This is a genomic window from Prochlorococcus sp. MIT 1323 (genome assembly GCF_047304905.1).
GTDB lineage: Bacteria > Cyanobacteriota > Cyanobacteriia > PCC-6307 > Cyanobiaceae > Prochlorococcus > Prochlorococcus marinus_D.
This window is the reverse complement of sequence record NZ_CP138973.1, coordinates 39,510-64,564: the sequence shown is the minus strand read 5'-3', so window position 1 is coordinate 64,564 and position 25,055 is coordinate 39,510. Positions and strand designations below refer to the sequence as shown.

Below are 25,055 nucleotides of genomic sequence, written 5' to 3'. Positions count from 1 at the left end.
TATGAATAAGACAAATAAACTTAGAATTGTTTATCAAGCGGAGGAAGCTGAATGCGGATTGGCATGTTTATCTATGCTTCTTTTGTTTCATCGTTCACCCTATAAACTTAATCTTATTCGCCAGGTTTATGGGTCTACCAGGGGTGGTATTAATCTTTCAGACTTAATGCGTTTCTCATCTTCTCTCGGATTGCGTCTTGTCCCTGAGAATACAGAACTTATTTCTGAGATACCTTCAGAAAATCTTCCTTGTATTACTCTTTGGCATGAGAGTCATTTTGTGGTCTTGTCAGAACGTACTAATAATACTGTGACTGTTTACGACCCTGCCTTTGGAGTCACTTCGATGCCTTTAGAGGAAGCGCAAAGTAATTTCAGCTCTGTCTACTTAAAGTCTCGTGTCATCCCATCTGTCCTCAAAAAGCATGCCCTTGACAGTACTGGCGATGCCAACGTGCCAAGAATATTAAGCCTTAACGATATTGGCCCATATTTCCTAATCATTGCTCTTTCACTAGTTATTGTTTCTTCCTTTTTTGCGGTTGGTAACGCACAAGTTCAAGATGTTTTTTTCAATTGGATCGTTGAGATGCAGATTAAGCAATGGTCGACACCATTGGGTTATGTCCAAATTATCACAGGTCTTCTTGCTTCCTTATCTCTCTTCGCTCTCGCTTTATATGTTGCTAAAAAATATACTGATCTTTCCCTTAAATGGAATTCACGCATTTTCCAGCGTATGCTTTATCTTCCAGAAGAATACTTCTTATCGCGTAGATCTGGAGACACAATATCTAGGTTTAATTATGCTGATAATATTCTCCGGTCGAGTCAGTCGTCATTAGTTAAACTTGTGGTTGCATTTGTCAACCTTGGCATCCTCTTTTTTATTCTATTTTTGACAAATTTAGTTCTTGTTATCCTTACTTTATTTGCTGCTGTATTTGCGATAGGAATTGCTATTGCTATTAATCCTAGGCAACGGTCTAAGCAACAGCAGGTTCAAGAATGTACTGCACTAACAGAACGATATACCTATGATTTGATAACTGACTTTGATCAAATCCGTCTTGAAGGACGTGAACAGTATTACCTTAAAAGTATCAGTAATGCTGAATGTAATCGCATTTCTTTATCTAACGACTTGTCATTCAATTTCGTCAGAGAAGAGTTTTTCTTGTCAGTTTTGGACAACACGAGTTCAGCATTATTATTAATAGCTGCTGGTGTTGTTATCATGTCTGGTCAAATGACACTAGGCCAATACGCCGCCATTGATGTTCTTGTGTCAATGTCACTTTCCCCTCTGATGAATCTTTCGAATGTTATCAGAACACTTCAAGAAACGAATGTATCTATACAACGTCTGTCTGATATTACAGACCAACCGGTTGATAAGCGTTTTCTTTTGAAATCTGATTCAAGCTTAGTAATCGATCCACAACAACTAGTCTTGAATTTATCAGATGTTGTTTACTCCTATTCCGTATATTCACCCAAAATTCTGAATCGGCTTTCTCTTTCATTGTCAACAGAACAGTTTCCCGTTCTTATCAAGGGTGAGAGTGGTTCTGGAAAATCAACGCTTGCTCGTGTAGTTTCCGGACGTACACTTGCTTCATCCGGGTCGGTTCAACTGTATGGACATGAAGTCAGCGGCATATCATTTACTGATTTAAACATGCTTGTTGGTCTTGTTGATGGTGTCCCTTATATTCGCGAAAGCTCAGTCTTTGATAACCTTCGAATTGGTTCAGATGCTTCCGTTGACGTTATTTTAGAGATTATTAATACACTTGGTATTTCTGATCTCCCGCTATTTTCTGTCTCAAATCGGAGGCTTAGCTCCTCTTTTCGTGATCTGAGTGGTGGTGAACTTGTACTGGTTCAACTTATTCGTGTGTTAGCACGTTCACCCAAACTAATTATACTAGATGAGTCTGCATCTCCAATATCGGAGAGATATAGATCTCTTGTTATCTCAGGAGCGATGCGTTATTGCCCTAACCTTATTTTGATATCCCATGAAGTTCCTAATCAGATTGAGTTTAAGACATTTCTTGACTTCTCTAAAGGACAAATTCAGCTCTCTTCTATTACCTGATTTCTATGACTCGCGATAATGGTGAATGCACTCTACATGTTTCCTTAAAGGAAGTTCTTTCTTGTGAGTCACTTATCTCTTGTGCATCTCCACAATTAATTGATTTTTATAAACAACTTTCTTCTGATTCATCCGCAGACATTTCAGCTTCTCAATTGTTATTGATTCTCCAGGACCTTAATATTATTGCAGTTCCTTGTAACCAATCTTTTGGATATTTTGCCAGGGGGGTTTTTCGCTCTCCTATTCTTATATTAAATAGGGATTCTAATACAGGTCTGTATTTATCTCCTCGTCTTCTTCGACTACCTACTTTACCATCTTATTCCGATGATCAATATCAACCTTATATTTTGTTTAGTCGCTTACCATTGTTGCCAATCTCAAAGTTCAAATTTGCATGGCTGCAATTTTATCCTCAGTGGCAAAGCTATCTTATAACCCTTATTTTTCTTCTACTAGGTGCTTCAATATCTGTTCTACCAGTTCTCGCGATAGACCCAATCTTCAGCTCTATTGTTCCACGCGGAGAGCTTCCCTCTCTCTTATTAATTGGCACAGGACTTATTCTTGCTCAATTTATTGGTTCAGTCAGTTCATCCATAGCCTCAATATTTTCGACACTTGTTGAACAAGATATTCGCTATCGAAGTTTTATCTCAATTGTTGATCGTTATCTACTAGCACGACCCCTATCATTGCCTAAGAGAGAAGCTGGTCTATGGTCTCAAACCTTCAAAACTGCCTTGGCATTTACTAACTCCATAAAGACATTGTCTGTAAGTATTCCATTAGCTGTATTTACTATCGCGATTAATTGTATCGTATTTGGTGTTGCTTTAGCACAGCCATGGGTCATCGCTCTTCTTTTATTCTTGTGTACTATTCCTGCGATTATCAATGTTATTTTCGGGTGGAGAACAGGAAAAATAGCTTTTGGACTTGTTTCAATTAATTCAAGAATAGATCAACATCTTTTCAATAGTTTTAGAACGATTAGTGACGCACGTTCCTTAGGTGTTACTAATTCATTTAATTCACGTTTTTACAATCTTAGACAAGATCTCAATGAGATTACCTTGCGAATTAACGCATGGAGTGAAGCTGGTATCTTCCTTAATTCGCTTCTAGGGTCACTATTGATAGCTGTTATTTTATTTTTATACTCAGAAAGCAATGGAATATCACAGGGTAGCTATCTAGTCATTTTTGTTGCTTTCTCATCGGTGTCTAGTGGATTTACCAAACTTGCAGAATCGATTTCTCAGATACTAGCTTCAGCACCGACTTACTTTAGTAAGAATGCAATTCGAGATCTCAATCAGTTTTGTGGATATAATCTTAGTTTTTCTAAGCTGAGTGACTCTGAGGATATAAAAATACAGATTGAAATCCGCAAAGTATCATTCTGCTACAACACCCAAGAACCTTTGCTGCAAAATATATCCTACAAATTCATTAATGGTTCTACTGCTATTATAGGTTCACCTGGTTCTGGTAAATCAACTCTTCTTAAGATTTTAGGTGGGCTCTATTTGCCAACTCAGGGTTCCGTTTTGGTCAATGACATTCCTAACACTCCACTTATTAATCAACTGGATCAATTCAATGTTATGTATGTCCCTCAGGTTGGTCGCTTACTTGGTTCAACGATACGAGATTTTTTCGATCCATCTTTTCAATACTCTGATGAGCAAATTCTCTCAGCAATTGGCCAGGTTGGTCTAAATGATTTGTTCTCCCAAATGCATATGGGCCTGAGCACCGTGATTAGTGAACTTTCTAGTGATCTATCTTCTGGTCAGGTTCAGTTCTTACAAGCTGCTCGTGTTGTTCTTCATCGACCCTCTGTGTTGCTTTCAGATGAGCCAACGTCTTTCTTGACCGAAGATGAACATCTTCGTGTCATTCAGCTTTTGAACTCCAGCTGTAAGCTCCATGTCTCAACATTACATCGGCTATCTGCTAAAAGTCTGTTCACAAATGTCTTTTCTCTTGATTTGTAGTCTATCCTTAAGTTTTTAATCCCATGGGTCTATTCCCTCTAGTCTCAAAATTGTTTTTTCAGAATGCTCCTCAGAGAATTATTCTATCAGACTTCCAGGTCCGCAGCAAATATCACAAATTTGGGATCCCTATTTTATAAAATAATGACTCATAATTCTAATAATTTGATGATCATCTTTATATTCTGGAATTGAATGTTCCATAGGTTGCTGAGGTATCTCGGGCTTTACTTTGGTAAAGTCCCAAGAATCAATCTTTGTTGATTGATTGCTCTCTGTTTTAATTAATTCCATTTCATTCATATGTTTTTCAGTTTAGCTTCGTTCTGACTTCATTGTCCTTAAAGACTTAATTAATTTTGTCTTGTCTCTCAGGCCCTTCATTCTCTTTACTTGCAATATCAAAATAACATTGTGTTTCATGTTTCCTTTTTCCACAATATAAATCGCATACTTTTGGACTTGTCGATACTTCGTCCCATGAGTCTTGTAACTCTTGCCATTTACGCTTATCTTTCAATATGGCGTTGATTCCTTTTTGATGGATTGAAGCTTCTCTGACACTAAATTTTTTGAGTATATTTAACGAGCCCTCTGTTTCTGTTAAACCATATGATCCCTTTAAAGATGATTTAATCCACGAACATGGGTACACTATTCCCTTATAGCTTATAAAAATTTCATTCTTCTGTTTCGAGTAGCATTCTATATTGCTTGAGTTATTCGTTTGTTTTTCATTGAGTTCATTCGCTTCGCTACTTTTTAATTGAATCGTCTTACCCTTCCATTTAAAAGTCAATTCTTTTCTTTTTTCTCGCGATAAGTAGTTACTGTACTTTGCTATGAAATCATAAAATCCCATTTTCAAGGCAATTTCCTTCGCTGCATTTAAATCTTCTTGATTATGATCAAAGACTATGAATTGCCAAACAGCTGTTCCTCCTCCTTTTATAAATGCCTGCATATTTTTTATTATTTGATAGTAATTTGTGTTTAGCCTATATCTTTCATGGTTAGTTCCTATGCCATCAATTCCTACAATGACTTGAATTGTACTCTTAAACTGCTTCAAGTTTTTCCCAAAATCTTCCCACCATGTTTCTTTGTGTGTTGATCCATTAGTTGATATTCTGATCAGTGTCGATGGTTGTTTTTCTTTAATATATTTTATCATTTTCTCTAGATCATTATTTAAGGTGGGCTCAGACTCTGTACCGCATATTGTTAGTTTTTTGATGCTATGTTCCATGAAAAATTCATTGCTGAACCACCTTTTGAATTCGACAAATGAAACTTGATAATTACAATTATTTTCAAGTCTTTTTACGTTTTGATCAGCGTCAATATAATTTCTGTCATAGCACATTGGGCACATTGCATTGCAAACGTTATTCACCTCCAAGTGAATACTTATTCTTTTCAACCACAACCATTCATTTTGGTTTGCCACTATTTTATCTCACATATTGATTTTACTGTTTTTTTTAAGTATCCCATGCTTACACAATACCCTGAGATTCCATGGCTAGCAATACCTCTGTAGCTTTTAGACTTGCAATTATCGAATCTTCTGAACTTTTTTGCATTCTCGCTGTCTTCAATATTATCCGAGCCAAACTCGTAGAGAATCTGTATTTTCCTTAGCTCAAGAATTTCCATCCGTGATTCTGTGTCGGCAAACATTTCTTCAATTATTTTTATTTTTAGTTCATTCTTTTTTCCTACTTTCTTACGAGATCCTTTGATTTTTATTTTCTCTCGATAGGGACTTGCATACAGTAAAACAGTTGTGGCCTCACATACAGTTGCATATTCGATTGCGCTCAACCCTGTAATGGAGGAACCGATAAATACCACCTCACACTCGTTTGTTCTCAACTCTTTTATTTTAATATCAATGAGCTGTCTTAGTTTATCATCTGCTTTTTTTTCCCTGGTCAAAAACCAATTCAACTTATCATCTTTTAGGATGATTGTTGATATTCCCAACTCTAATAATTTTTCTTTGATTATATAATCAGGTATATTCCCTAAAGCGCTGTACCAACCTGAAAAAAGTACGCAAATACCTTTTTGATTATTTGCTTTATTAATTGTTAGCCTTTGTGTCCGACATGTTAATTCTTTTTTTGCTTTATTCTCATCTTCTTTGTATTCTCTTAGACATCTTATGGCCGGTTTACATAAGTGCCCCAAACTTTTATGTTCCTGATTGACTCTTTTTAGCAAGGCATATCCTTCTAAATAGTTGCCATGCCTTATTATTGCTAGTGCATACTGATAAAGCCACCTGTAGTCGTTTTCACCCAATGCTTTTAAGTAGTTTTTTTGTATTTCATCAATAAATTCCTCTTCATTACTCAGTTTTAATGGTATTCGATTGAACCACAATAGATACTCCCATCTTTGTATCAAGGTTTCTTTTGGTGATGCATAAAAACTCTCCGTGTAATCCTTGCCTCCCGATATAATAGCAAGTGTCATTAAAGAGCTAAATATTTCTATTGATCTTGTATTTTCATGCTCATATATTAAGCCCTTAACCATTTTTTCCCTTATATGTCTTTCCTGATTCGTTGTAATATTTAGTTTTATTCTTTTGTGATCATTCCTCATTCTTCCTCGACTCTCTGCCAATAGCATTAATATTATTGCCTTTTTATTGTTTCCATTTTTATATTCAATCGATGCGAGTTTCGCCAATGAAAAACTCTTGAACCTTTTATTTTTACCGAAAACTTGCCATAATCTAATTCTTGCTTGTTCATTATTCTCTTTTCTTATTATTGACTCTATTTTTTCTATCAAGCATTTTTCTCCATCTTCATTTCTTTCCCACTTTCCTATTGATGTCAGTTCTACCAAATCTTCGATAGGCATTAGCTCTGATAAGTATTTCATTGCTCGTATATGAACCCATATATTTTTCTCAAATTGATTGAGATCATTAATTACTATTTTTTGCAATCCTTTTTCGTCTTGTTCACTTATTTGTTTCCATGCTGCTTCGATTGCGTCTAGGTTCATTTCTTTGCTCTTAATTTATTATTAGTTCATTTAGATTTTCCCAGATTAGTTCCATCCTCGAATCCCAATTGTTTGATTGAAGAAAGGTCTTCTTCATTTCATTTTGATCTTTCTCATATGCTCCATACTCTTCGATGCGCTTAAGTCCTTTCTTGAACTGTTCTAAGGTTTTGGCTATGATTAATATTTCGCTTGCTGGTATATTCAGTTCACATGAAGTGATGACCGGTATGCCTAAGCTCAAATACTGATATACTTTGATAGGGTTCATATATCTTGTTTTTTCATTGTTAATATGTGGCACAATTGCTATCGAGTATTCATCAAATATGTTTCTTATTTCATCTTGACTAATTACACCTTTCCACTCTATATTTGGGCAGTCTCTAATTAGCCAACTAATATTATCATTGGCTTCACCATATAATTGTATTTTTACTTCTGGAATGTGAGCTGATAGATCCCTTAGTAGGTGCCAGTCCATTCTTCCATTCATGTTGCCAGTATATATACAATTTTTGATTGGTCCTTTAAACAGTACCTTCTGCTCGATTATTTCTGGATAGGCATTCTTTACTAGTTTAATTTTTTTTTCACCTCCAAGATTTTCGAATAAATCCACCAGCGGCTGACAATTTACGATTATCATATCTGCCGCATTCGCAAAATACTTGTATTGGCTCATTGTATATTTATAATCCATGCTCGAAGGATCATGTTCAGTTAAAAGATTGTCTACGATGTCTACTACTAGTATGTCATAATCGAGTTGTTGAATGATACTGCCAACCTCTGGATATGGTGGATATATCCAAAGTATTCTCTTCTTGGCTTTACCACAACGAAGTATTCTTTTTTCAATGAACTCTGGATACCAATCAATTGACTTGAATGTTTCTGATTCTTTTGTTTGTACGTTTATCCTTTCGTATATATAGGTATTATAGTTTATCTTCTTGCCTTCCTTGATTCCTCTATATCTTCTAATAACCCTTTCTTTGTTCTTCTGTCTATCGAGTGAATCCTTGTTTACGGGTGGTTCAAAGTGATGAACCTGCTTAATTCGTCTGTCTTTTGCTAATCGTCTTGTTATTGCGTGCTGCCTTCTTGGGTAATCCCCCGTGTCTGCCTGTCTCCACAAGACAACAACCTCTAGACTCTCTTCTTTGAACGCAATATTTCTGCCGATCTCTTTTTTTATATCAACTACTAAAGACATTTCCAGTTCTTCAACAACCCGCTCACTACATTTGTTTTCCCTTTTCTTTTTGTATGAACTAGGCATTCTGATAATTGCTCGCAGTTCATTTGGAATAGATTTCACTGAGAATATACTTTCCCCTTGTTTATTTGCCTTTTTTTTGCTTGAATTGCAAATTGCTTTTAAAAAGCTTTCTTTTTCCATTTCCACAATCTCTATTTGAATACCATTATTAATTAGTTCTTCTATTGGCGGTGTATTGGATGACAATATACTTACTTCGGCTATTACTGCATCACTGATCTTTGCCGGTGTTTGATAATTACTTATGCTGTTCTCTTTGTTTTGTGGCACACATATAAAATCAAAATTCTTACATATGCCTATGTTTTCACTGTACCGTACTTCTTTTATTTCTTTTATTACTAGATTGCTGCTTTTGTTTTTCTTCTTTAACTCATCAACTATCGGCTGCTCGTATAGAAATAGTTCTATTAGTTGCCCCGCCTTTGCTAATTCGCTGAGCACTTCAATCAATTCACAGACACCTTTATGCTTCCTGATTGTTCCATTGAACAGTATACTTATAAATTCAGGCCTTGTTTTTATTGTCCTTTTTGACTGTCTATTTGTATTTCTTACGTGTCTTAATACTATTGCGGCCTCTCCATAATGTCTTTTCAAATTTTCTGATGCTACTGTTATTCTATCGTACATGTTTATCATTCTTTCGGCATAAAGATCCCAGGATAATGTACTTCTATTTTGATTATCTGCAAGTTCATTAACTTCTCTCCTTGAGAGAGGTTTTGTCGTTATTATCCTCGCGTCAGAAAGTTCTATCCCTGTTGTATTGAAGCTACTTTCAAATTCATCGACATCTGCCATTATCATTGTTCCGTACATGACTTTATAGATGATTCCTGCGACTAATGATTCATATCTTACTTTTGATGCCCATACAAGTTCATATTTATGGCATTTAGCATATTTTACTATTTTTCTAAATAAATCTTGTCTGCTTTCGTATGTTATTATACTTATATTGTACTCTCTATTTTTTTCCAGAATTGGTTTCCATATCTCAAGTTTGCTATTACTGTTACATAGCCCTAGTAGTTCGACATTCTTTCCACTCTCTATAGCTGCTTCACACAGCACAGCAGCTCTTCCCATTGCATTAATAGAGGCATTCCAGCAAACAACTAATACCTCATTTGATTTTTCTAATCTTAGCGGCCAACAAGGTATATCCTCGTTTTTCTTTATCTCTATATACTCCTCTTTAGCAATGATCAGGCCATTTTTTATTGTCGTCAGGTGCTCATCTATCTGCTCGTATCTTGATTTCTTGTAGCAAGAATGATTTAGCAAACTTGTGTAGATCTTTGATTTATCGTTCCCGCTTATTTTTCGTAAAATAAGAGCGGTTGTTCTGCATGTTTGTCTTTGCTCATGGATTTCTTTCAGAATTCTGATTAGATCTTCTTCTTTCCCTTGGATCATGCACGAGGCTGCAATCATATGATTGACTTCCCCATCTAGGCATATATCTTTATAGAGATGGGCTGATCTGGCAATTTCCAGATACATCTTTCTTTTATACTTCTTCTTTATCTCTATATTGATTATTTCAGTTGGGTTCACTGATGCCCTTCTTTATTGTTCATTTTACTGGCTACGGTCTATCTGTGGCTCCAGGGGACTTTAGTTAACTCCAAAGTTTGTATCCAACATTATTTTCAATACTTAAGCCCATCTTCAAAGGAGGTCAGGCTCCCTCTATCTCCACCACAACACCGTCGCGTACAACCACAGACACCTGCATCTTCTTCACCAGGTTGTCACCGACGCTCAGGTCACAAAAGCTTTCAATCTGACCCTGCTCAACAATCTGCTCCATCTCTAGTTCGCGCACCTGCGCCTGCTGCTGCAGCAGGTTGCGCTTCTGTTCCTCCAACTCACTGCGCTTGCCAGCCACCTGTTGCTGCACCTGGGCCACCTGCTCCTGGACGCGTGGGTCGAGGGGATTCGCACTCTGGCGACGGACCTCATCAACCACCTGCTGACCTTCCTGCTCCAACTGGGCCAACTGCTGATCGGTGGTTGCAATGGCGTTGCTGAGCTCACGCTCAGCCTCCTCCTTCCAATCTGGTGTAACTACCGCGCGAACAGTAATCGAGCGCTTAATCGACAGGGTCGTGCCTTCGGACATGAAAGTGATGAGTAATGGCTAAGGGTCTCAGCCTGTGACCATGAGGTCAACTGCCGGCTGAAAACGAAATCAACAGCGACCATAAAGGGCCGCAATCAATGCCCCATCTCGGAGCGTGATCCGATCGCGCCGCTGCTTGAGAGTCTGAGTCAGCAAGCCGTTCTCGATCGTGAACGCCTCGACCAGAGCGACACCCGCCAACCGTTCATCCGCCCGAGACCCTGAGCGCTGAGCCAGCAATCGATTGAGTTCGCCGCGCAGCAAGCGCCGCAACGCCTCATCCCCAGGAGATCCACTCAGGCCAGTCTGCATAGACAATCCCTGATCCTCTGCCCAAGCCAGCATTTCCTCCTCCCTTGGCACCACCAGTGCAGCAAGCTGCCGCTCATCCTGGCCCACAAGCATCACCTGTTCCAAAAGTGGACTCGCAACCAATGCCGCCTCCAACGGACCAGGCTCGATGTTCTCGCCACTACTGAGCACGATCGTGTCTTTAGCGCGACCAGTCAGCACCAAGGAGCCATCGGGCAACAGCATTCCCAAATCACCGGTATCGAACCAACCCTGCCCATCAAGCACCTTGGCTGTGGCATCTGGTTTCCTCAAGTAACCAGCCATCACTTGAGGCCCCCGCACCAACACACGGCCACGTTGACGAAACATCAAGTCCACGCCGCTTTCAGGGTCCACGATCCGAAACTCAGTATCAGGAAGAGGCGGTCCTGAACTGCCACGAATGTTGCGCCAAGGCCTTCGGCAACTGACGACTGGGCTTGTCTCAGTGAGGCCGTAGCCCACCAACAGCTCCAGCCCAACCGCCTCAAAGAAGGCATCCACATGTGGTGCAATCGCTCCACCACCATTAATGGGAAAACGTAGCCGCCCCCCACAGAGCTGATTCAGCACCTTGGGCCAGAGCAGAGCACCCGCCAGACCATGCAAAGGCCAGCGCAGCGTTGCCTCCAGCAAAGCCAGCGTCCGGGTGGTCAAAGGCACCGGCTCCAGCAGCAGGTTTCGAGAGCTACGCCAAGCCTTTCGTTGCGAGCCACTGTTGGCAAGAGCCATCCGCAGCAAGCGTTGCCGTCCAGTTGGCATAGCCTTAACCGCTTCATCAAAGCCCGCCTGAATCGCCTCCCAAAGCCGCGGCACCGTCGCCATCACGATCGGTCTAACCCGCGGCAGGTCCCGCTTCAATTGCTTGATCGTGGTGTAGCTCTGAGTACATGCACACGAAAAGAAGTAATACTCCGCGCTGCGTTCGTAGGCATGCCAAATCGGCAGCACACTCAACACCGGCGCACCCGGAGAGGGGAAAGCTACACAAGCCAAGCACCTCATCTGATGGAGGAGGTTGGCGTGGCTAAGGGGCACACCCTTTGGCTGCCCTGTTGTTCCAGAGGTGTAGAGAATCGTGGCCGTCACAGTTGCCGCTGAGCCCGAATCGCGATCCTTCAAGGGATCTGGTGCAGGCTGACCCGCTCCTGCAGCAAGCAGTTCCTGCCACCCCATCACGCCATCAGCGGGCTCACCTTCAAGCTGTAAAACCAAGCGCAAAGGCCTGCGCTGCTCATCGGTAAGAGCAAGCTTGTGCCACAACTCGGCGTTCTGTACCACCAAGGCAACAGCGCTTGAATCCGCGAGGATGTAGCGCAGCTCTTCCAGTGGAGCAGTCGCTCCTCGCACCGCATTAGCAGCACCAGTGCGCATCAAACCCTGATCCGCGATCAACCAGCGGGGGCTGTTTTCAGCAAAAAACGCCACCACATCTCCACCGCCGATGCCGAGATGGCTGAACGCAGCAGCAGCCAAAGCGATCTGCTCAGCAAGCTCTCCATAGCGAAAGCGTTCAGGATGAGTCGCATGAGGAGCATCAACCGCCAGGATTTGGCCATGCTTCTGGGCCAACCAAAGCCAGATCTGATCAACGCGGCCCATCTGGGCGACATGACCCTGATGCGCTAATCCATCTTCTTCATGTCTAGAAGGGCGCCAAACCGCCTTGGCTAGAGAACCCTCATGGTTGTCGTCTTTCAACCTGCTACCTGCTGCTACCTCATCTGACATCTTCAATGCAAACAGGGCTAAGAGCGCTAAGCATCGGACGCAAATGCCCCTGGCTTGGCCAGAGACTCTGGGATCTGCCAAACCAAACCAAAACGGTCACTCAGGCTCTGACGCATCAGAGGCTGCACCTCCGCCACTGTGAGCCCAGGGATCCATTGATTCAGCCGACCCACCGGGTGACCCACCAGGCCGCAGGGGACAACGGCGGAAAAACTCTCAAGATCACAATCCACGTTGAGAGCCAATCCATGTTGAGTAATCCAGCGACGACAACCCACGCCAATCGCAGCCACCTTGCGACCTTCCAGCCATAGCCCGGTGAGTCCCTGCAAGCGCTCACCTGTCAATCCCAAAACAGCCAAAACATCAATCAATACCTGCTCAAGCTGACGCAGATACCAATGCAGATCGGTTTGATAGCGCCGAAGATCCAACACGGGATAGACCACCAACTGCCCAGGCAAATGGTGGGTCACCTCACCACCCCGATCAATGCGATGCAACGCAGCAGGCGGATTGTTGACATCAAAGAGCAGATTGACCTCGCTTGCACCGCGACCGAGGGTGTAGCAAGCCTGATGCTGCAACAGCCAAACCGCCTGCGGAGCAAGGGGTTTGGCAAACAAATGTTGCTGCCACTGCTGCTGCCAAACCCAAGCCATCTCGAAGGGCACTGGCTCACTGCACTCAAACAAAAAAGCCGATCGGGATTGTGCCGATGTAGAGGTAGTAACTAACTTGCCGATATCAATCGGCACCGGAGGGATGCCATGAAGCTGCTGATCCATGGTCGCAATCTTGAACTAACACCTGCCCTACGCGAATACACACAATCAAAACTGGAGCGGGCGATTCAACACTTTGAAGACATGGTGAAGGAAGCTGATGTGCACCTTTCAGTCGCCCGAAACCCGAGCGTGCCTCAACAGACTGCCGAGGTCACCGTTTTTGCTAACGGCACCGTAATCCGCGCTCAAGAACGCAGTGAAAACCTTTACGCCAGCATTGATCTAGTAGCCAGCAAGCTGTGCCGTCAACTACGCCGCTACAAGGAACGCCACAGCGATCACCATCACAGCCCCGGGCATCGAGCCTCGTCAACGCCGACCACCGAAGCGGTGATTGATGAAGCCCCTATCGACGGTTCACTACTCGATGGCAAGGAGGCCCACCTCCCCAGTCCAGGCGTTAGGCGCAAATACTTCGCCATGTCGCCAATGACCGTCGAACAAGCCCGGCATCAACTAGACCTGATCGACCACGATTTCTACCTGTTCCGCGAACAAGAAAGTGGCCAATTGCAGGTGATCTACCGACGTAACCATGGCGGCTACGGGGTTATACAGGCTCGAGATTAAGCATGAGCAATCTTGATGCCTGGACCCTCCCAGCAGCGTGAATTACCTGATCTAGCACCACTGATCAATCAGGCACTGCTCGATCCCCACCTTGATCAAGAGGTCCTACAGCAGACCTGTGATGCAGCACGTCACTTCGGTTTTGCAGGCGTATGCACCAACCTCAATCGCCTGCAGGCGGCTCGCGAACGACTCGGTCCTCCAGGTCCAACGCGGCTGATTGCCGTGATCGCTTTTCCCTTCGGTGCCATACCAAGCACGCTCAAACAAGCCGAAGCGGAATGGGCCGCCGATCATGGAGCTGAAGAGCTCGATGTGGTTCCAGACTTCTGGGCCCTAAGCCAAGGAAAAGCAGAACTCTTTGCCGAAGAACTTGCCGAGATCTGTGCACTAGGGCTACCTGTACACGTCATCCTCAACATGGCCCGCCTGCCGGCGGATAGCCTGAGCTTGGCAGTCGACGCCGCCATCGATGCTGACGTCAGCGGGCTGCAAAGTGGGAATGGTTTCGGCCCAGCAGTAACGGCAGCTGATATTCGTCTGTTGGCAAACCTCGCTCGGGGTCGTTGCGGAATCAAAGCGGCCGGGGGGTTACACACTCTCGAGCAAGCCCTCGACATGGTGGAAGCAGGCGCAACCCGTCTTGGTACCAGCCAAGGCCCAGCTCTCATGCAGGCACTACGCCGTGGCCAAACGTGAGTGGAGAACGACGCCTCAACGGCCTCTCTTTGAAGGTGGGACCGCTCGGGGAACATGATCGACTTCTCACTCTGCTCAGCGATCAAGAAGGAGTGACTCGCCTTGCCGTACCTGGGGCGCGACGACCACGCAGCAGCCTTGCAGCAGCAGTGCCACTCAGCTTGCTGGAGCTGCAAGTCGCAGGACGCCGAGGCCTAGCAAGGGTGCGGCAACTCAAGGTATTACGCAGCTTTAACAGTGTGGGGAAGCAGCTAGAAACACTGGCAGCTGCCCAGGCCCTTGCAGAACTCAGCCTGATGTTGGTAGCAGGCAACGATCCTCTACCTGGCCTGCTAAACACACTGCTGATGCATCTCGAACGACTCGAGGCCCTCAGCCAAGCCCACCCAGCGCAGCCAAACACAACCCTGGCCTGCAGCGTGCAAGCGTGCGTGCATTTACTTGCTCTAGGCGGCTATGGCCTGCCAGTACAGGAATGCTGTCGCAACGGCACAGCGCTGGAGCCACCCCTGGGCCAATGGGAATGGCGCTGCAGTTTGATGCCAGAAGAGGGTTTTGCCATCGGCGCCCTACCCGGCGCAGCACTGCAACTGAATCCCTCAGAGCTAGCCCTATTGCAGCGGCTGCTTCGCCCTGCCCTGCCCATGCGACGCGATGGCGAGTTGATGGGTCCGCCAGAGGTGTGGCTGCGGTTGCTCGCGGTAGTGGAGTGCTGGATCCGCACCCATCTGCCACATCACATGCGAGCTCTAGGGATGTTGCGCGAGGCCATCATCAGCTCAAGCGATGGGCGATCATAACCGCGGCACCACAAGCATCTTGAGCGGTCCAACTCTAAACAGCCCCGAACCGGCCCTCCCAACCGGCTCGAATCCAGAAGGACGCCGCGGATTGGCAGCGGTGATCAAGCTGGATGGCTTTCGCCGGCTGTGGATCGGTCAGATCTTCTCCCAACTGGCCGACAAGTTCTACATCGTTTTGATGGTGTACCTGATTGCCCAGTACTGGGTGAGCAGTACCCCTCAAAGCAATGAGGCGCTTGCAGAGGTGGCGGCGGCGATTCGGATGGATTTCGAAACCCGCGCCCAAAAGATCACCCTGCTTGCCACAGGCATTTATGTAGCCAACACCATTCCAGCAATGTTGCTGGGAACCGTGGCGGGTGTCTGGGCTGATCGCTGGCCAAAACGTCGCGTGATGGTGGCCTCCAACGCGCTGCGTGCTCTGCTGGTGCTCTTGGCCCCACTTTGTCTCTTGCCAGGTCCCCATTGGATGGGTCTGAGCTGGGGGTACTGGGCACTGCTGCTGATGACCTTTCTGGAGTCAGTTCTCACCCAATTCTTCGCGCCAGCCGAGCAAGCAACTATCCCTCAACTGGTGCCAAAGGAACATCTCCTGGCTGCCAATTCCCTGTATCAAGCAACAAGCATGGGCGCCACGATTGTGGGCTTCGCCCTTGGTGATCCAATCCTGCGTCTGCTCAAACAAGCCTTCCTCTCCCTAGGACTGAATGGAGGGGAATTTCTGCTCCTACCGTTCTGCTACGGCATGGCAGCGATCAGCCTCAGCACGATCCACATGCAGGAGCAGCCCCGCGACAGCTCTAGAGAAAGTGTCTGGAAGGAAATCGGCGATGGTCTGCAGGTGCTTCGCCAACAGGCTGCTGTGCGAGGGGCAATGCTCCACCTTGTTGTGATCTATAGCCTGCTAGCAGCCATGTACGTGCTGGCCATCACCTTGGCAGGTTCGATCAAAGGTTTGGGGCCAACTGGTTTCGGCATGATCTTGGCGATGAGTGGGATTGGGATGGCCCTGGGGGCTGTGGTGATGGCCCAAACCGGCCACCGCTTCAACCGCCGCAACTTGTGTGCAACCGGCCTGGGCACAATCGCCTGCACCCTTGTGCTGCTTGGAGGAGTCCTTGGTTCTCTCGGACCAACTCTTTTGCTATGCGGCTTGCTGGGCGTGGGAGCAGCCCTTGTAGCGATTCCAGCCCAGACCACCATTCAAGAAGACACGCCAGAAGCACAGCGCGGCAAGGTGTTTGGCCTACAAAACAACCTCATCAACATCACCCTGAGTTTGCCTCTTGTGCTGGCTGGCGCTCTGGTCAGCAGCTATGGGCTCGTGCCAGTGCTGTGGTTGCTTGCTGCACTTGCCCTAGTAGCAGCTTTATTAGAGCGCCCTTGGCAGCGCTGCTAGCTTTCACATTCGGCAGGAGGATTGCAGCAGGTGGCTCACATTGCCTGGCTAGGCAAAAAAACACCGTTCTGCGGCAACGTCACCTACGGTCTCAACACGACTGAGGCCCTAAGACAACGCGGCCATCAGACGAGTTTTATTCACTTCGACAATCCAGGCGGCCTTAGCAACGGCGAGAGCGCACTGTTGGCCAATGACCCAGAAGTGAGCCTGCCATACCTGGTGAAGTCACAGGTTTACACCATTCCCTTCCCAGGAGCGCAGCGAGAACTCAGGGAATCATTAGAAAGACTGCAACCCGATCTCGTCCACGCCAGCCTCACCCTTTCCCCTCTCGACTTCCGGCTGCCAGAACTCTGCGAGCAAATCGGTGTGCCATTGGTGGCAACCTTCCACCCACCATTTGATAGCGGCATGCGCCACCTCACGGCTGGCACACAACAGCTCACGTATCAGCTCTACGCCCCTGCCCTGGCTCGCTATGACAAGGTGATCGTCTTCTCCGAGCTGCAAGCTGAGGTTCTTACCAAACTTGGAGTACAGGAACAACGACTCGCCGTGATCCCCAATGGCGTCGATCCTGAATGTTGGGCACCAACAAGTCCCCAATGCACCAACCCAATGCAGCAAGAGGTGCTTGGACGTCTGGGAAATGAACGAATTTTCCTCTACATGGGACGCATCGCAGCAGAAAAAAATGTGGAGGCACTGCTGCGCGCTTGGCGACTTGTAGAGACCAAGGGCTGTCGACTGGTCATCGTTGGCGATGGCCCTCTGCGTTCGACCCTGCAAAACAACTCAACCCCAACAAAAGAAAACAACGTGCTCTGGTGGGGCTATGAGTCAGATCTCAATACCAAGGTGGCCCTACTGCAATGCGCTGAAGTCTTCCTCCTGCCAAGCCTGGTAGAAGGTTTGTCTCTGGCACTGCTAGAGGCCATGGCAACAGGTACAGCCTGCGTGGCCACTGACGCCGGGGCTGATGGGGAAGTGTTGGATGGCGGTGCGGGCATCGTATTAAGCACACAGGGTGTCACCACCCAATTGCGCACCCTGCTGCCGGTGCTATGCGATCAGCCCGTACTAACAGCCGAACTGGGTCGCCGCGCCCGTATGCGCGTGCTGGAGCGATACACCATCACCCGCAACATCGATGACCTGGAAACGCTCTACCGCGGCTTATTAGGGGCGACAAAGATGGCGGCCTAACTCAAGCCAGTTCACGGCTACGTTGAGCAGCTGCAACAACCGCCTCAATCAAAGCAGAACGAACCCCGGCCCGCTCAAGCTTGCGCAGTGCGGCAATCGTGGTGCCACCCGGAGAGGTCACCATGTCCTTAAGCTCCGCAGGATGCAGTTTCTGCTCCTTAAGCAAGGCTGCTGTGCCAGCAAGGGTGCGATGGGCAAGATGATGGGCCAAGGACCTTGGCAGGCCTGCCGCTACCGCACCATCAGCCATCGCCTCAGCCACCAGTGCCACATAGGCAGGGCCGGATGACGTCAACGCCAAAAAAGCATCCAGCTGCGACTCCGGCAATTCCAGCACCTCGCTCACCGGCAAAAACAATCGCTCAACCGATAGGCGTTGCTCTGCCGTAACTCCCTCTCCCCAAGACAATCCAGTGAGCCCAGCTCCTACCAAGGCAGGGGTATTTGGAACGGCACGCACACAGGCATGAGCGGGGAAAGCCTGCTGCAAACGAGCCAAGGTCACGCCAGCAAGCACAGAAATCAACAGCTGCGGCCTATCTGCAGTTTGCTTAAGACGAGCTGCTGAAGCCCCTATCTGATCAAGCTGCTGCGGTTTTACAGCTAGCAATTGAATGGGCGCCATCCATGCCTCTGCCGCAGTGGGATCATCTGCAGCTTTCAAACGCAGACCTATTGGCAGCTGGTCTGCGAGACGTTCGACACTTGCAGCACGGCCCACTAGCGCAACAACCTGCTGCGGAGCAAGCTCTCCCTGCTTCAACAGCGGCAAAACAAGAGCCTGAGCCATTCGACCCAGGCCGATTACCCCCAAAGAGCAGGGCATGGAGTGATTAGAGGCCACCAGCGCTGGTGACCTCCCAGGCCGGAACAGGCGCCGCACCAGTTTGTTGAGACGATGACGGTACTGAATCGTGATCCTGACTCACCATCGATGGTGAAGAAGCCTCGTCATAACTGGTATTGGAAACCGTGACACAACTAGGAGCAAAGAGAAAAATGCTCTCTCCTACCCGCTCTTGGTGACCATCAATGGCAAAGGTGCCACCAGCAACAAAATCCACCGCACGCTGCGCCTGATCAGGTTCCATCATCGTGAGATTGAGGATCACAGTCTTGCGTTCTCGCAGGGCCTGAATGGCACGAGGCATTTCATCAAAACTCCTTGGTTCCATCAGGTTCACCTCAGCAGAAGTCGAACCAACCCCTGGCATACCAATCACATTGGAACCGGAGAAACCCCCACCAAGATCAAAAGGGCTGGAATCTGATGGCGTCGCCAAAGCACCGCCACTGGCATGATCACTTCTGTGATCAGCATCCATATGGTCATCGGTGTCGTAATCGAGGTCGTCGTAATCGCTATCGAGATAGTCATCACCAGCGACGACAGCACGAAGACGGGAAATAAGCGACACCGTTGGGATCCTCTCGCGATGATGTGAACGTAAATCGGCTTAAAACCGACTGAAGGTAAGTTCCCCTTAGAGGAAGACTGCTTAACCTGACACCTAAATAGCGCTCTAAGCAGGCCGGGGCAAGGGTTTAGACAGCATTAATGTCATCTACGGAAGAAGACTTAGCCATTGAACGCGCGCCAAAGAGACTTGACCCCAACCGTAACCAGGTAGCCCCTGCATGCATAGCTTCAAGCCAATCACCGCTCATTCCCATTGAGCAATCAGGCAAGCCAAGCTGATCGGCAAGTTCACGGCACTGCCGAAAAAGCTCCTGGCGTTGCTCGAGTGAAAGCTCTATAGGAGCCATTGTCATCAGACCCATCAACTGCAAATGAGGCAACTGGATCAGATCGGGCCAAGCCTGCATGAGCTGCTCTTGAGAGAAACCACCCTTAGAGGGATCATCGCGAAATTTGACCTGCAACATCACCTGCGGGCAGCACTGCTCTTCAGCAGCAATTCTTGAAATGCGTTCTGCCAAAGCCAGAGAATCCACGGAATGGATCACGGCAAAGGATCTCACCACTCCCCGCACCTTGTTCGCCTGTAGACGTCCAATGAAATGCCAACGCAGACCTTTGAGATCCGCCAAGGCCTCCAACTTGGGCAAAGCCTCCTGCAAACGACTCTCTCCAAAATCCTGCTGACCAAGCTCGGCAAGTTGACGGATCAAGGTTGCGGGATGCCCCTTACTCACAGCCAAAAGATGAACTCCATCAGCAAGCCGATCACCCAGATCGTGCCAACGAGCAGACAACGTCACATCAACCTCAGATAAAGGTCTGAGCAAACAACTGCTGCCAACTCTCGTACTCAGGGGAGCGATCACGCCGACAATGAGTCAGATGAAGTTCGGCGTAATGGCGCGCGTCCTGATAGGGAATCACCTCAAACTGTGCCCCTCTAGGTTGCAGCGTGACGAGAAAAAACATCCTCTGGGCATAGAGCGTGGCGTAAACGTCTCGACCATCGCCGGCGGGGGCCACGAGATAGAGCATTCCGAACGTGGGGTGATTGAGATAGCTCTCGGCGCTCACCTGCAACAGTTCATCATCTACAAAGCACCGTACTTCCCACGCAAGCCAAGCACAAACAGCAGCAACATTGCCGAAGCGATGTTGAGCCAAAGGGACGCTCCAGTCAATAACACCTGAGGGCGGAACTGATCGGGCGGCAACCAAAGACCTCCACGAGCAAGCAAAGCGTCTGCTCCTTGCTCAGCTCGCAAGAGGATGTTGGCCAAGAGGCGTTCGCCCACTGAAAGGATCAAACCAAAAGAGGCCTTGAAACCCAACTGCCGCAAGTTCACGGCTCGGCTAGCTAGAGACCGTAAGAGGTTCTGCAACTCCTCCTGCACCAAGGGTAGAAAGCGCAAGGCAAGCAGTAACTGAAAGCTAAGCCGATCGACAGGCACACCAATCAAGGCCAGCGGTGCCAGGCACCAGCTCAAAGCCCAAACCAAATCCTCCGGCTGGGTGGTGAGCAACATCAAGTTGACGCTATGCACCACAGTGAAGATCAGAGTGGCTGTGTTTAATCCCAACTCAGCAGAACGACGATTAACCACAAAGGGCCCCAATGCCAAAGGACCAAGGCGCAGGGGACCAAGCCGCAGCAACTCCCAAGAAAGACTGGTCACACTCGCCCCCGGCACTTCCTGCGGCGAGCGCACAGCAAGGGTGGCAGCGGTTTCCCCCGTCGGCAACATCATGGCGAACACCCCCACAAGAGCGCCCAGAAACAGCAACAGCAGCAACGATCGCCACCAGATCCGCACCGGCAAACCACTGGCCAAGGTGATCAAGACAAGCGCAACAACCAAACCAATACGCCACAACGAGCCAGCCAGTACTGGCGTCAGCAGGAACATCAACACCCAGGCCAACTTCAAACGGGGATCGAGACGACGCAACCAACCGGAGTTGCCAGCCACGTACTGCCCGATCGGAAGCTGACGCAACCAGTCCATGACTTATCCCGAACGGTTCTGCTGACGAGCCAGCTCACGTTCGGCAGCCCGTTGCTGCTTACCACGCCAAAACAGCTTCAAGGGAGTGCCATCAAAACCAAGCCCTTCTCGTAACTGCCGTTCCACATAGCGGCGGTAGGTATCGCCAAACAACTTCGGGTCATTGACAAACAACGTGAAACTAGGCGGCCTGCTAGCCACTTGAGTGCCGTAATAAAGGCGTCCCTGGCGCCCCCCACGGGACGTGGGTGGACTGCGCCAACTCAAGGCTTCCTTCAACACCTCATTCACCACCGAGGTGCTCACCCGACGACGGTGCTGCTCAACCGCCAAGGAGGCCAAAGCAAAGATACTTTCCACCCGCTGCCCAGTGAGTGCAGAGGTGAACAACATCGTGGCCCAATCGAGAAAGTAAAGCTTGGCGCGCAGCTCTTTTTCAACCATCGGCATGGTGTGACTATCTTTCTCGACCGCATCCCATTTGTTCACCACCAGCACGCATGCGCGGCCATCATCTTCAATCCTGCCGGCCAGGCGCTGATCCTGCTCTGTGACCCCATCAAGGGCATCAATCACCAACACACACACATCGCTGCGTTCAATCGCCTTAAAACTCCGGTTGATGCCAAAAAACTCAGGGCCGTAATTCACACTGCGCCGACGCCTGATGCCAGCTGTATCGATCAGTCTCCAAGGATGGCCTTCACGTTCAAGACGTGTATCGATTGTGTCGCGGGTGGTGCCACGAATCGGGCTAACAATCGCGCGTGGCTGGCCACAAATAGCATTGAGCAGGCTTGATTTACCCACATTGGGCCTGCCAATGATGGCCATCTGAATCGGTTCATCTTCTTCTGCCTCCTCATGCTTTGGCGGCAGAAGAGAGAGCACACGATCGAGCAGATCACCTGTGCCAGCGCCATGGATTGCAGAAATCGGGAACGGCTCTCCCAGGCCAAGACGCCAAAACTCGGCCGCCATCGCCAAACCCTGATCTGGCGATTCGCACTTATTAACCGCCACCAGCGTGGGACATGGTTGCGTGCGTAACCATTCAGCGATCGACTCATCTGCAGCCGTAACACCCTGCTGGCCATCAACAATCACAAGTGCTACAGAGGCTTCCGCCAGGGCCAAGTTGGCCTGTTCGCGAATCTCGGGCAAAAACTCACTGTCGTCATCAAAGACCAACCCACCGGTATCGACCACCTTGAACTCACGATCTCCCCAGAAACCATCCTGATAGGTGCGATCGCGGGTGACGCCTGGCTTGTCATGAACGATCGCCTCGCGACTGCGACAAAGTCGATTCACCAGCGTGGACTTGCCGACGTTGGGGCGACCGATGATGGCGACAATCGGACGCGCCACTGGGCTGAATCCTTGCAATCATTCTCGACCCTACAGAGGCATCAAACCGAGACGGGGTGATGCAGCTCTGCAATCAGGGTTCACTCAACAATCGGATCGCCAGGATGCCCTTTAACGGGGTCAAGGGGAGGGTCAAGAGGTTGCGGCAAGGGGCCTTCGGCGGGAAGAGCGTCTCCCCGTTGCGCCAACCAGGCCAGCAACCAGTTCACAGCCGTGGCACGACGGGTGCGACGAGGGTAGAGCTCATCAATGCGATAGCCAGCGAAATCAAGCTGCTGCTTTAACAGCTGTTTGTGTTCTTTTGCGATCGAGCGGGTGAGCTGTACAGCTGCCGGCCGCTGCGCAATCACAGGCGGGGCAGTGGGGAAGGCATCACGCCAGGGCTGCGGTGTTTGGGGCCCGGCAGACCAAGCAGACGCTGAATCAGCACTGGGTTGATAACCAAGCCGCTCCCAGATCAATTCGGCAACAAACCGATCGCTAAGACGGTCTTCGAGAATCTGGAGTAATAGAGCCCGGCTAAGAGGCCAAGTCAGAGACGGATCCTGCAAAGAAATTTCAGAACAATTCAAGACTTAAATGAGAAGCAAAGCCAATTTCACCGGTCACAATCATTGTATGTGGAACCAGGACAAGGTTTCTTCTATCAGATATAGTCAATCACATCAGCAACGAGAAACTCACCCTTATCAACATCCAGCAAGGTGGTGTGAATGCCATCTGCTGTGAGCGATAAATCATCACCAACTTCCATCAAGGAAAGCTCAACTCCATCTGCTAAGCAGATGCGATCGTATTCAGCGAATGAAAAGCCGATGGTCGCAACATCGCCTTAACAACATCAAAACCAAACAGCCAAGATCCTTATTGCCTCAAATCAAAGCTAGAGATGCTTGCTAAGGAGTGCGCTGGCGTATCTTAAACAGGATGAAACCAGCATAAAGCAACATCAAGGTTGCCATCCCACCAACGACAAGCAGGGTAGAAGCGTTCAGAGAATCAAGCATAAAATTTATTTTAGGTTTACTGTCAAGAGTAATCGAGATTGAGAGGCAAGCCATCGGCAAAATCGGGAAAACCTACGCGAGAAATAAGGGCTCATTAACCCAGTCAATCGCTCGCCACAGCCAACATCAGCAAAGCCAAACACTCCACAATTGGCACTTGATCAATTTAAATTCGTCGATACGATGACGCAGCTTAACTACCAAAAGACGGTATGTCTGAAGCACATCTCAAAGCATTCATGACCATGCTGCGTGCGTGCCCATCCTTAGAGCAGAAGCTAAAAACCGAAGGGACGGATGTATTGATGCTTGCCAAAGCTGCTGGTTATACAGTCACGATGGAAGATTTAGAAAAAGGCATCTTTGAATACTCAGGCACAGAGCTTTCACATGATGAGCGTGGATATTTCAGCAGTGGCTATAGAAAAGAAATGAACGGATGAATGCCAAATCAAATTTTAGCAGCAGCAAAGAGAAAAGGGCAGTAATCACAAATACAGCGTTCAGGAACGAGTTTGTTTGATTTTAAAGAAGATAAAAGCAATTAACAAGACAAAGCCCAGCAGCGTACCCGCCAATAGATAGTAAAAATACGAAACGGGCACATCGAAAAAGAAGGGAAGAGGCATTACAAAAAACGTTTAGACAAATTATAATGGCTCATTTCTCTAATTTGCTAATCGTGCATCTCTTCTGTTGATCATGAAACCGAAGGAACTTAATTCAATATCAGAACAAGTTCAATCCTTCATTTTAAAAAAGTCTAATGGGAAAGGGCCTAGGGTATCTGCTTCTTTTTCTTCATTGTTATGTTGGCAACTGAGCAAGACGCCTTCACCTAAGCCATGCTCGATGCGTACATGGATATCACCGGTCTTTTGATTCGCCTTAAGAAAGACAGGCCCTTCGCCAGCAGGCTTATCAACGACATTCATGGCAGACCAATTAAAACGAGATTCCATCTCTCGTAAGACAAAAATTGCCAAGCTAGAGGAAGGGGCCATGATTCCCACTGTGAACCAATCAGCATCGCCCATAGAGGCACAAAGCTGATCAAGCAAATGCTTCGATTGCGTCGCATCAAGATCAGGCGCCGAACGGAGACCATCGAGATCCTTTAATGACTTAATCACCAGCTCAGACATGTCACAAAAGCTACATAT

The 25,055-nt window shown here is 47.5% G+C and carries 22 protein-coding genes; 8 read left to right on the top strand and 14 right to left on the bottom strand.

What is annotated here, in order from left to right; genetic code table 11:
- Position 1: 1 nt before the first annotated feature.
- Together SIB68_RS00270 and SIB68_RS00265 are read left to right on the top strand one after the other, a co-directional pair.
- Entirely contained in the window at positions 2–2,104 is a 2,103-nt protein-coding gene (locus SIB68_RS00270) for a cysteine peptidase family C39 domain-containing protein (protein WP_074160269.1), read from the top strand.
- Positions 2,105–2,109: 5 nt separating this feature from the next.
- Positions 2,110–4,110, top strand: coding sequence for an ATP-binding cassette domain-containing protein (locus tag SIB68_RS00265; RefSeq protein WP_081215474.1), 2,001 nt, complete (start codon positions 2,110–2,112; stop codon positions 4,108–4,110).
- A gap of 349 nt (positions 4,111–4,459) precedes the next feature.
- On the opposite strand, the gene SIB68_RS00260 is transcribed toward SIB68_RS00265, so the two are convergent.
- The 6 genes from SIB68_RS00260 to lipB all read right to left on the bottom strand — a co-directional run bounded on the left by SIB68_RS00260 (position 4,460) and on the right by lipB (position 13,375).
- Positions 4,460–5,359: a radical SAM protein gene (locus tag SIB68_RS00260; protein WP_196757092.1), complete on the bottom strand. Its 900-nt coding sequence runs from the start codon at positions 5,357–5,359 to the stop codon at positions 4,460–4,462.
- Positions 5,360–5,559: 200 nt separating this feature from the next.
- Positions 5,560–7,137 (bottom strand): hypothetical protein, encoded by a 1,578-nt coding sequence (locus SIB68_RS00255; protein ID WP_063399699.1) that lies wholly within the window; start codon positions 7,135–7,137, stop codon positions 5,560–5,562.
- A gap of 10 nt (positions 7,138–7,147) precedes the next feature.
- Positions 7,148–9,985: a hypothetical protein gene (locus tag SIB68_RS00250; RefSeq protein ID WP_063399700.1), complete on the bottom strand. Its 2,838-nt coding sequence runs from the start codon at positions 9,983–9,985 to the stop codon at positions 7,148–7,150.
- Between the two features lie 124 nt (positions 9,986–10,109).
- Positions 10,110–10,553 carry a YlqD family protein gene (locus SIB68_RS00245; RefSeq protein ID WP_063397846.1) on the bottom strand — a complete coding sequence of 148 codons (444 nt, stop codon included), beginning with the start codon at positions 10,551–10,553 and terminating at the stop codon, positions 10,110–10,112.
- Between the two features lie 69 nt (positions 10,554–10,622).
- On the bottom strand, positions 10,623–12,488 hold the full coding sequence (locus SIB68_RS00240) for an AMP-binding protein (protein WP_413682002.1): 1,866 nt from the start codon (positions 12,486–12,488) through the stop codon (positions 10,623–10,625).
- Positions 12,489–12,643: 155 nt separating this feature from the next.
- On the bottom strand, positions 12,644–13,375 hold the full coding sequence (gene lipB, locus SIB68_RS00235; protein WP_063399789.1) for a lipoyl(octanoyl) transferase LipB: 732 nt from the start codon (positions 13,373–13,375) through the stop codon (positions 12,644–12,646).
- Between the two features lie 12 nt (positions 13,376–13,387).
- Here lipB and hpf point away from each other — a divergent pair, with 12 nt between their 5' ends.
- Genes hpf through SIB68_RS00210 form a run of 5 tightly spaced genes read left to right on the top strand, consistent with a single transcriptional unit; the run spans position 13,388 to position 18,085 of the window.
- Positions 13,388–13,975 (top strand): ribosome hibernation-promoting factor, HPF/YfiA family, encoded by a 588-nt coding sequence (hpf, locus tag SIB68_RS00230; RefSeq protein ID WP_063399704.1) that lies wholly within the window; start codon positions 13,388–13,390, stop codon positions 13,973–13,975.
- 15 nt (positions 13,976–13,990) lie between these two features.
- Positions 13,991–14,674 (top strand): deoxyribose-phosphate aldolase, encoded by a 684-nt coding sequence (gene deoC, locus SIB68_RS00225; RefSeq protein WP_063399706.1) that lies wholly within the window; start codon positions 13,991–13,993, stop codon positions 14,672–14,674.
- On the top strand, positions 14,671–15,474 hold the full coding sequence (recO, locus tag SIB68_RS00220; RefSeq protein WP_063399708.1) for a DNA repair protein RecO: 804 nt from the start codon (positions 14,671–14,673) through the stop codon (positions 15,472–15,474). The genes deoC and recO overlap by 4 nt, the downstream gene beginning before the upstream one ends.
- Complete coding sequence (locus tag SIB68_RS00215) at positions 15,461–16,876, top strand: MFS transporter (RefSeq protein WP_063399710.1); 1,416 nt, start codon at positions 15,461–15,463, stop codon at positions 16,874–16,876. The genes recO and SIB68_RS00215 overlap by 14 nt, the downstream gene beginning before the upstream one ends.
- Before the next feature lie 30 nt (positions 16,877–16,906).
- The gene (locus SIB68_RS00210) at positions 16,907–18,085 is read left to right on the top strand and encodes a glycosyltransferase family 4 protein (RefSeq protein WP_063399791.1); all 1,179 of its coding nucleotides are present in this window, start codon (positions 16,907–16,909) and stop codon (positions 18,083–18,085) included.
- 1 nt (position 18,086) lies between these two features.
- Here SIB68_RS00210 and proC read toward each other — a convergent pair whose 3' ends face one another.
- The 7 genes from proC to SIB68_RS00175 all read right to left on the bottom strand — a co-directional run bounded on the left by proC (position 18,087) and on the right by SIB68_RS00175 (position 23,457).
- Positions 18,087–18,911: a pyrroline-5-carboxylate reductase gene (gene proC / locus SIB68_RS00205; RefSeq protein WP_236068874.1), complete on the bottom strand. Its 825-nt coding sequence runs from the start codon at positions 18,909–18,911 to the stop codon at positions 18,087–18,089.
- Between the two features lie 7 nt (positions 18,912–18,918).
- The gene (locus tag SIB68_RS00200; protein ID WP_063399714.1) at positions 18,919–19,503 is read right to left on the bottom strand and encodes a cell division protein SepF; all 585 of its coding nucleotides are present in this window, start codon (positions 19,501–19,503) and stop codon (positions 18,919–18,921) included.
- A gap of 127 nt (positions 19,504–19,630) precedes the next feature.
- Positions 19,631–20,308 (bottom strand): YggS family pyridoxal phosphate-dependent enzyme, encoded by a 678-nt coding sequence (locus SIB68_RS00195; protein ID WP_063399793.1) that lies wholly within the window; start codon positions 20,306–20,308, stop codon positions 19,631–19,633.
- 7 nt (positions 20,309–20,315) lie between these two features.
- Positions 20,316–20,582: a PipX family protein gene (locus SIB68_RS00190; protein ID WP_063399795.1), complete on the bottom strand. Its 267-nt coding sequence runs from the start codon at positions 20,580–20,582 to the stop codon at positions 20,316–20,318.
- Between the two features lie 17 nt (positions 20,583–20,599).
- Positions 20,600–21,514 carry an energy-coupling factor transporter transmembrane component T family protein gene (locus SIB68_RS00185; RefSeq protein ID WP_063399716.1) on the bottom strand — a complete coding sequence of 305 codons (915 nt, stop codon included), beginning with the start codon at positions 21,512–21,514 and terminating at the stop codon, positions 20,600–20,602.
- A 3-nt stretch (positions 21,515–21,517) separates the two neighbouring features.
- The gene (gene der, locus SIB68_RS00180; RefSeq protein WP_063399797.1) at positions 21,518–22,885 is read right to left on the bottom strand and encodes a ribosome biogenesis GTPase Der; all 1,368 of its coding nucleotides are present in this window, start codon (positions 22,883–22,885) and stop codon (positions 21,518–21,520) included.
- An 80-nt stretch (positions 22,886–22,965) separates the two neighbouring features.
- Complete coding sequence (locus tag SIB68_RS00175) at positions 22,966–23,457, bottom strand: DUF1823 family protein (protein WP_196757093.1); 492 nt, start codon at positions 23,455–23,457, stop codon at positions 22,966–22,968.
- Positions 23,458–24,104: 647 nt separating this feature from the next.
- On the opposite strand from SIB68_RS00175, the gene SIB68_RS00170 reads away from it, so the two are divergent.
- Positions 24,105–24,335 (top strand): Nif11-like leader peptide family natural product precursor, encoded by a 231-nt coding sequence (locus tag SIB68_RS00170; RefSeq protein WP_063397834.1) that lies wholly within the window; start codon positions 24,105–24,107, stop codon positions 24,333–24,335.
- Between the two features lie 297 nt (positions 24,336–24,632).
- On the opposite strand, the gene SIB68_RS00165 is transcribed toward SIB68_RS00170, so the two are convergent.
- Complete coding sequence (locus SIB68_RS00165; RefSeq protein ID WP_063399718.1) at positions 24,633–25,037, bottom strand: DUF1824 family protein; 405 nt, start codon at positions 25,035–25,037, stop codon at positions 24,633–24,635.
- Positions 25,038–25,055: the final 18 nt, after the last annotated feature.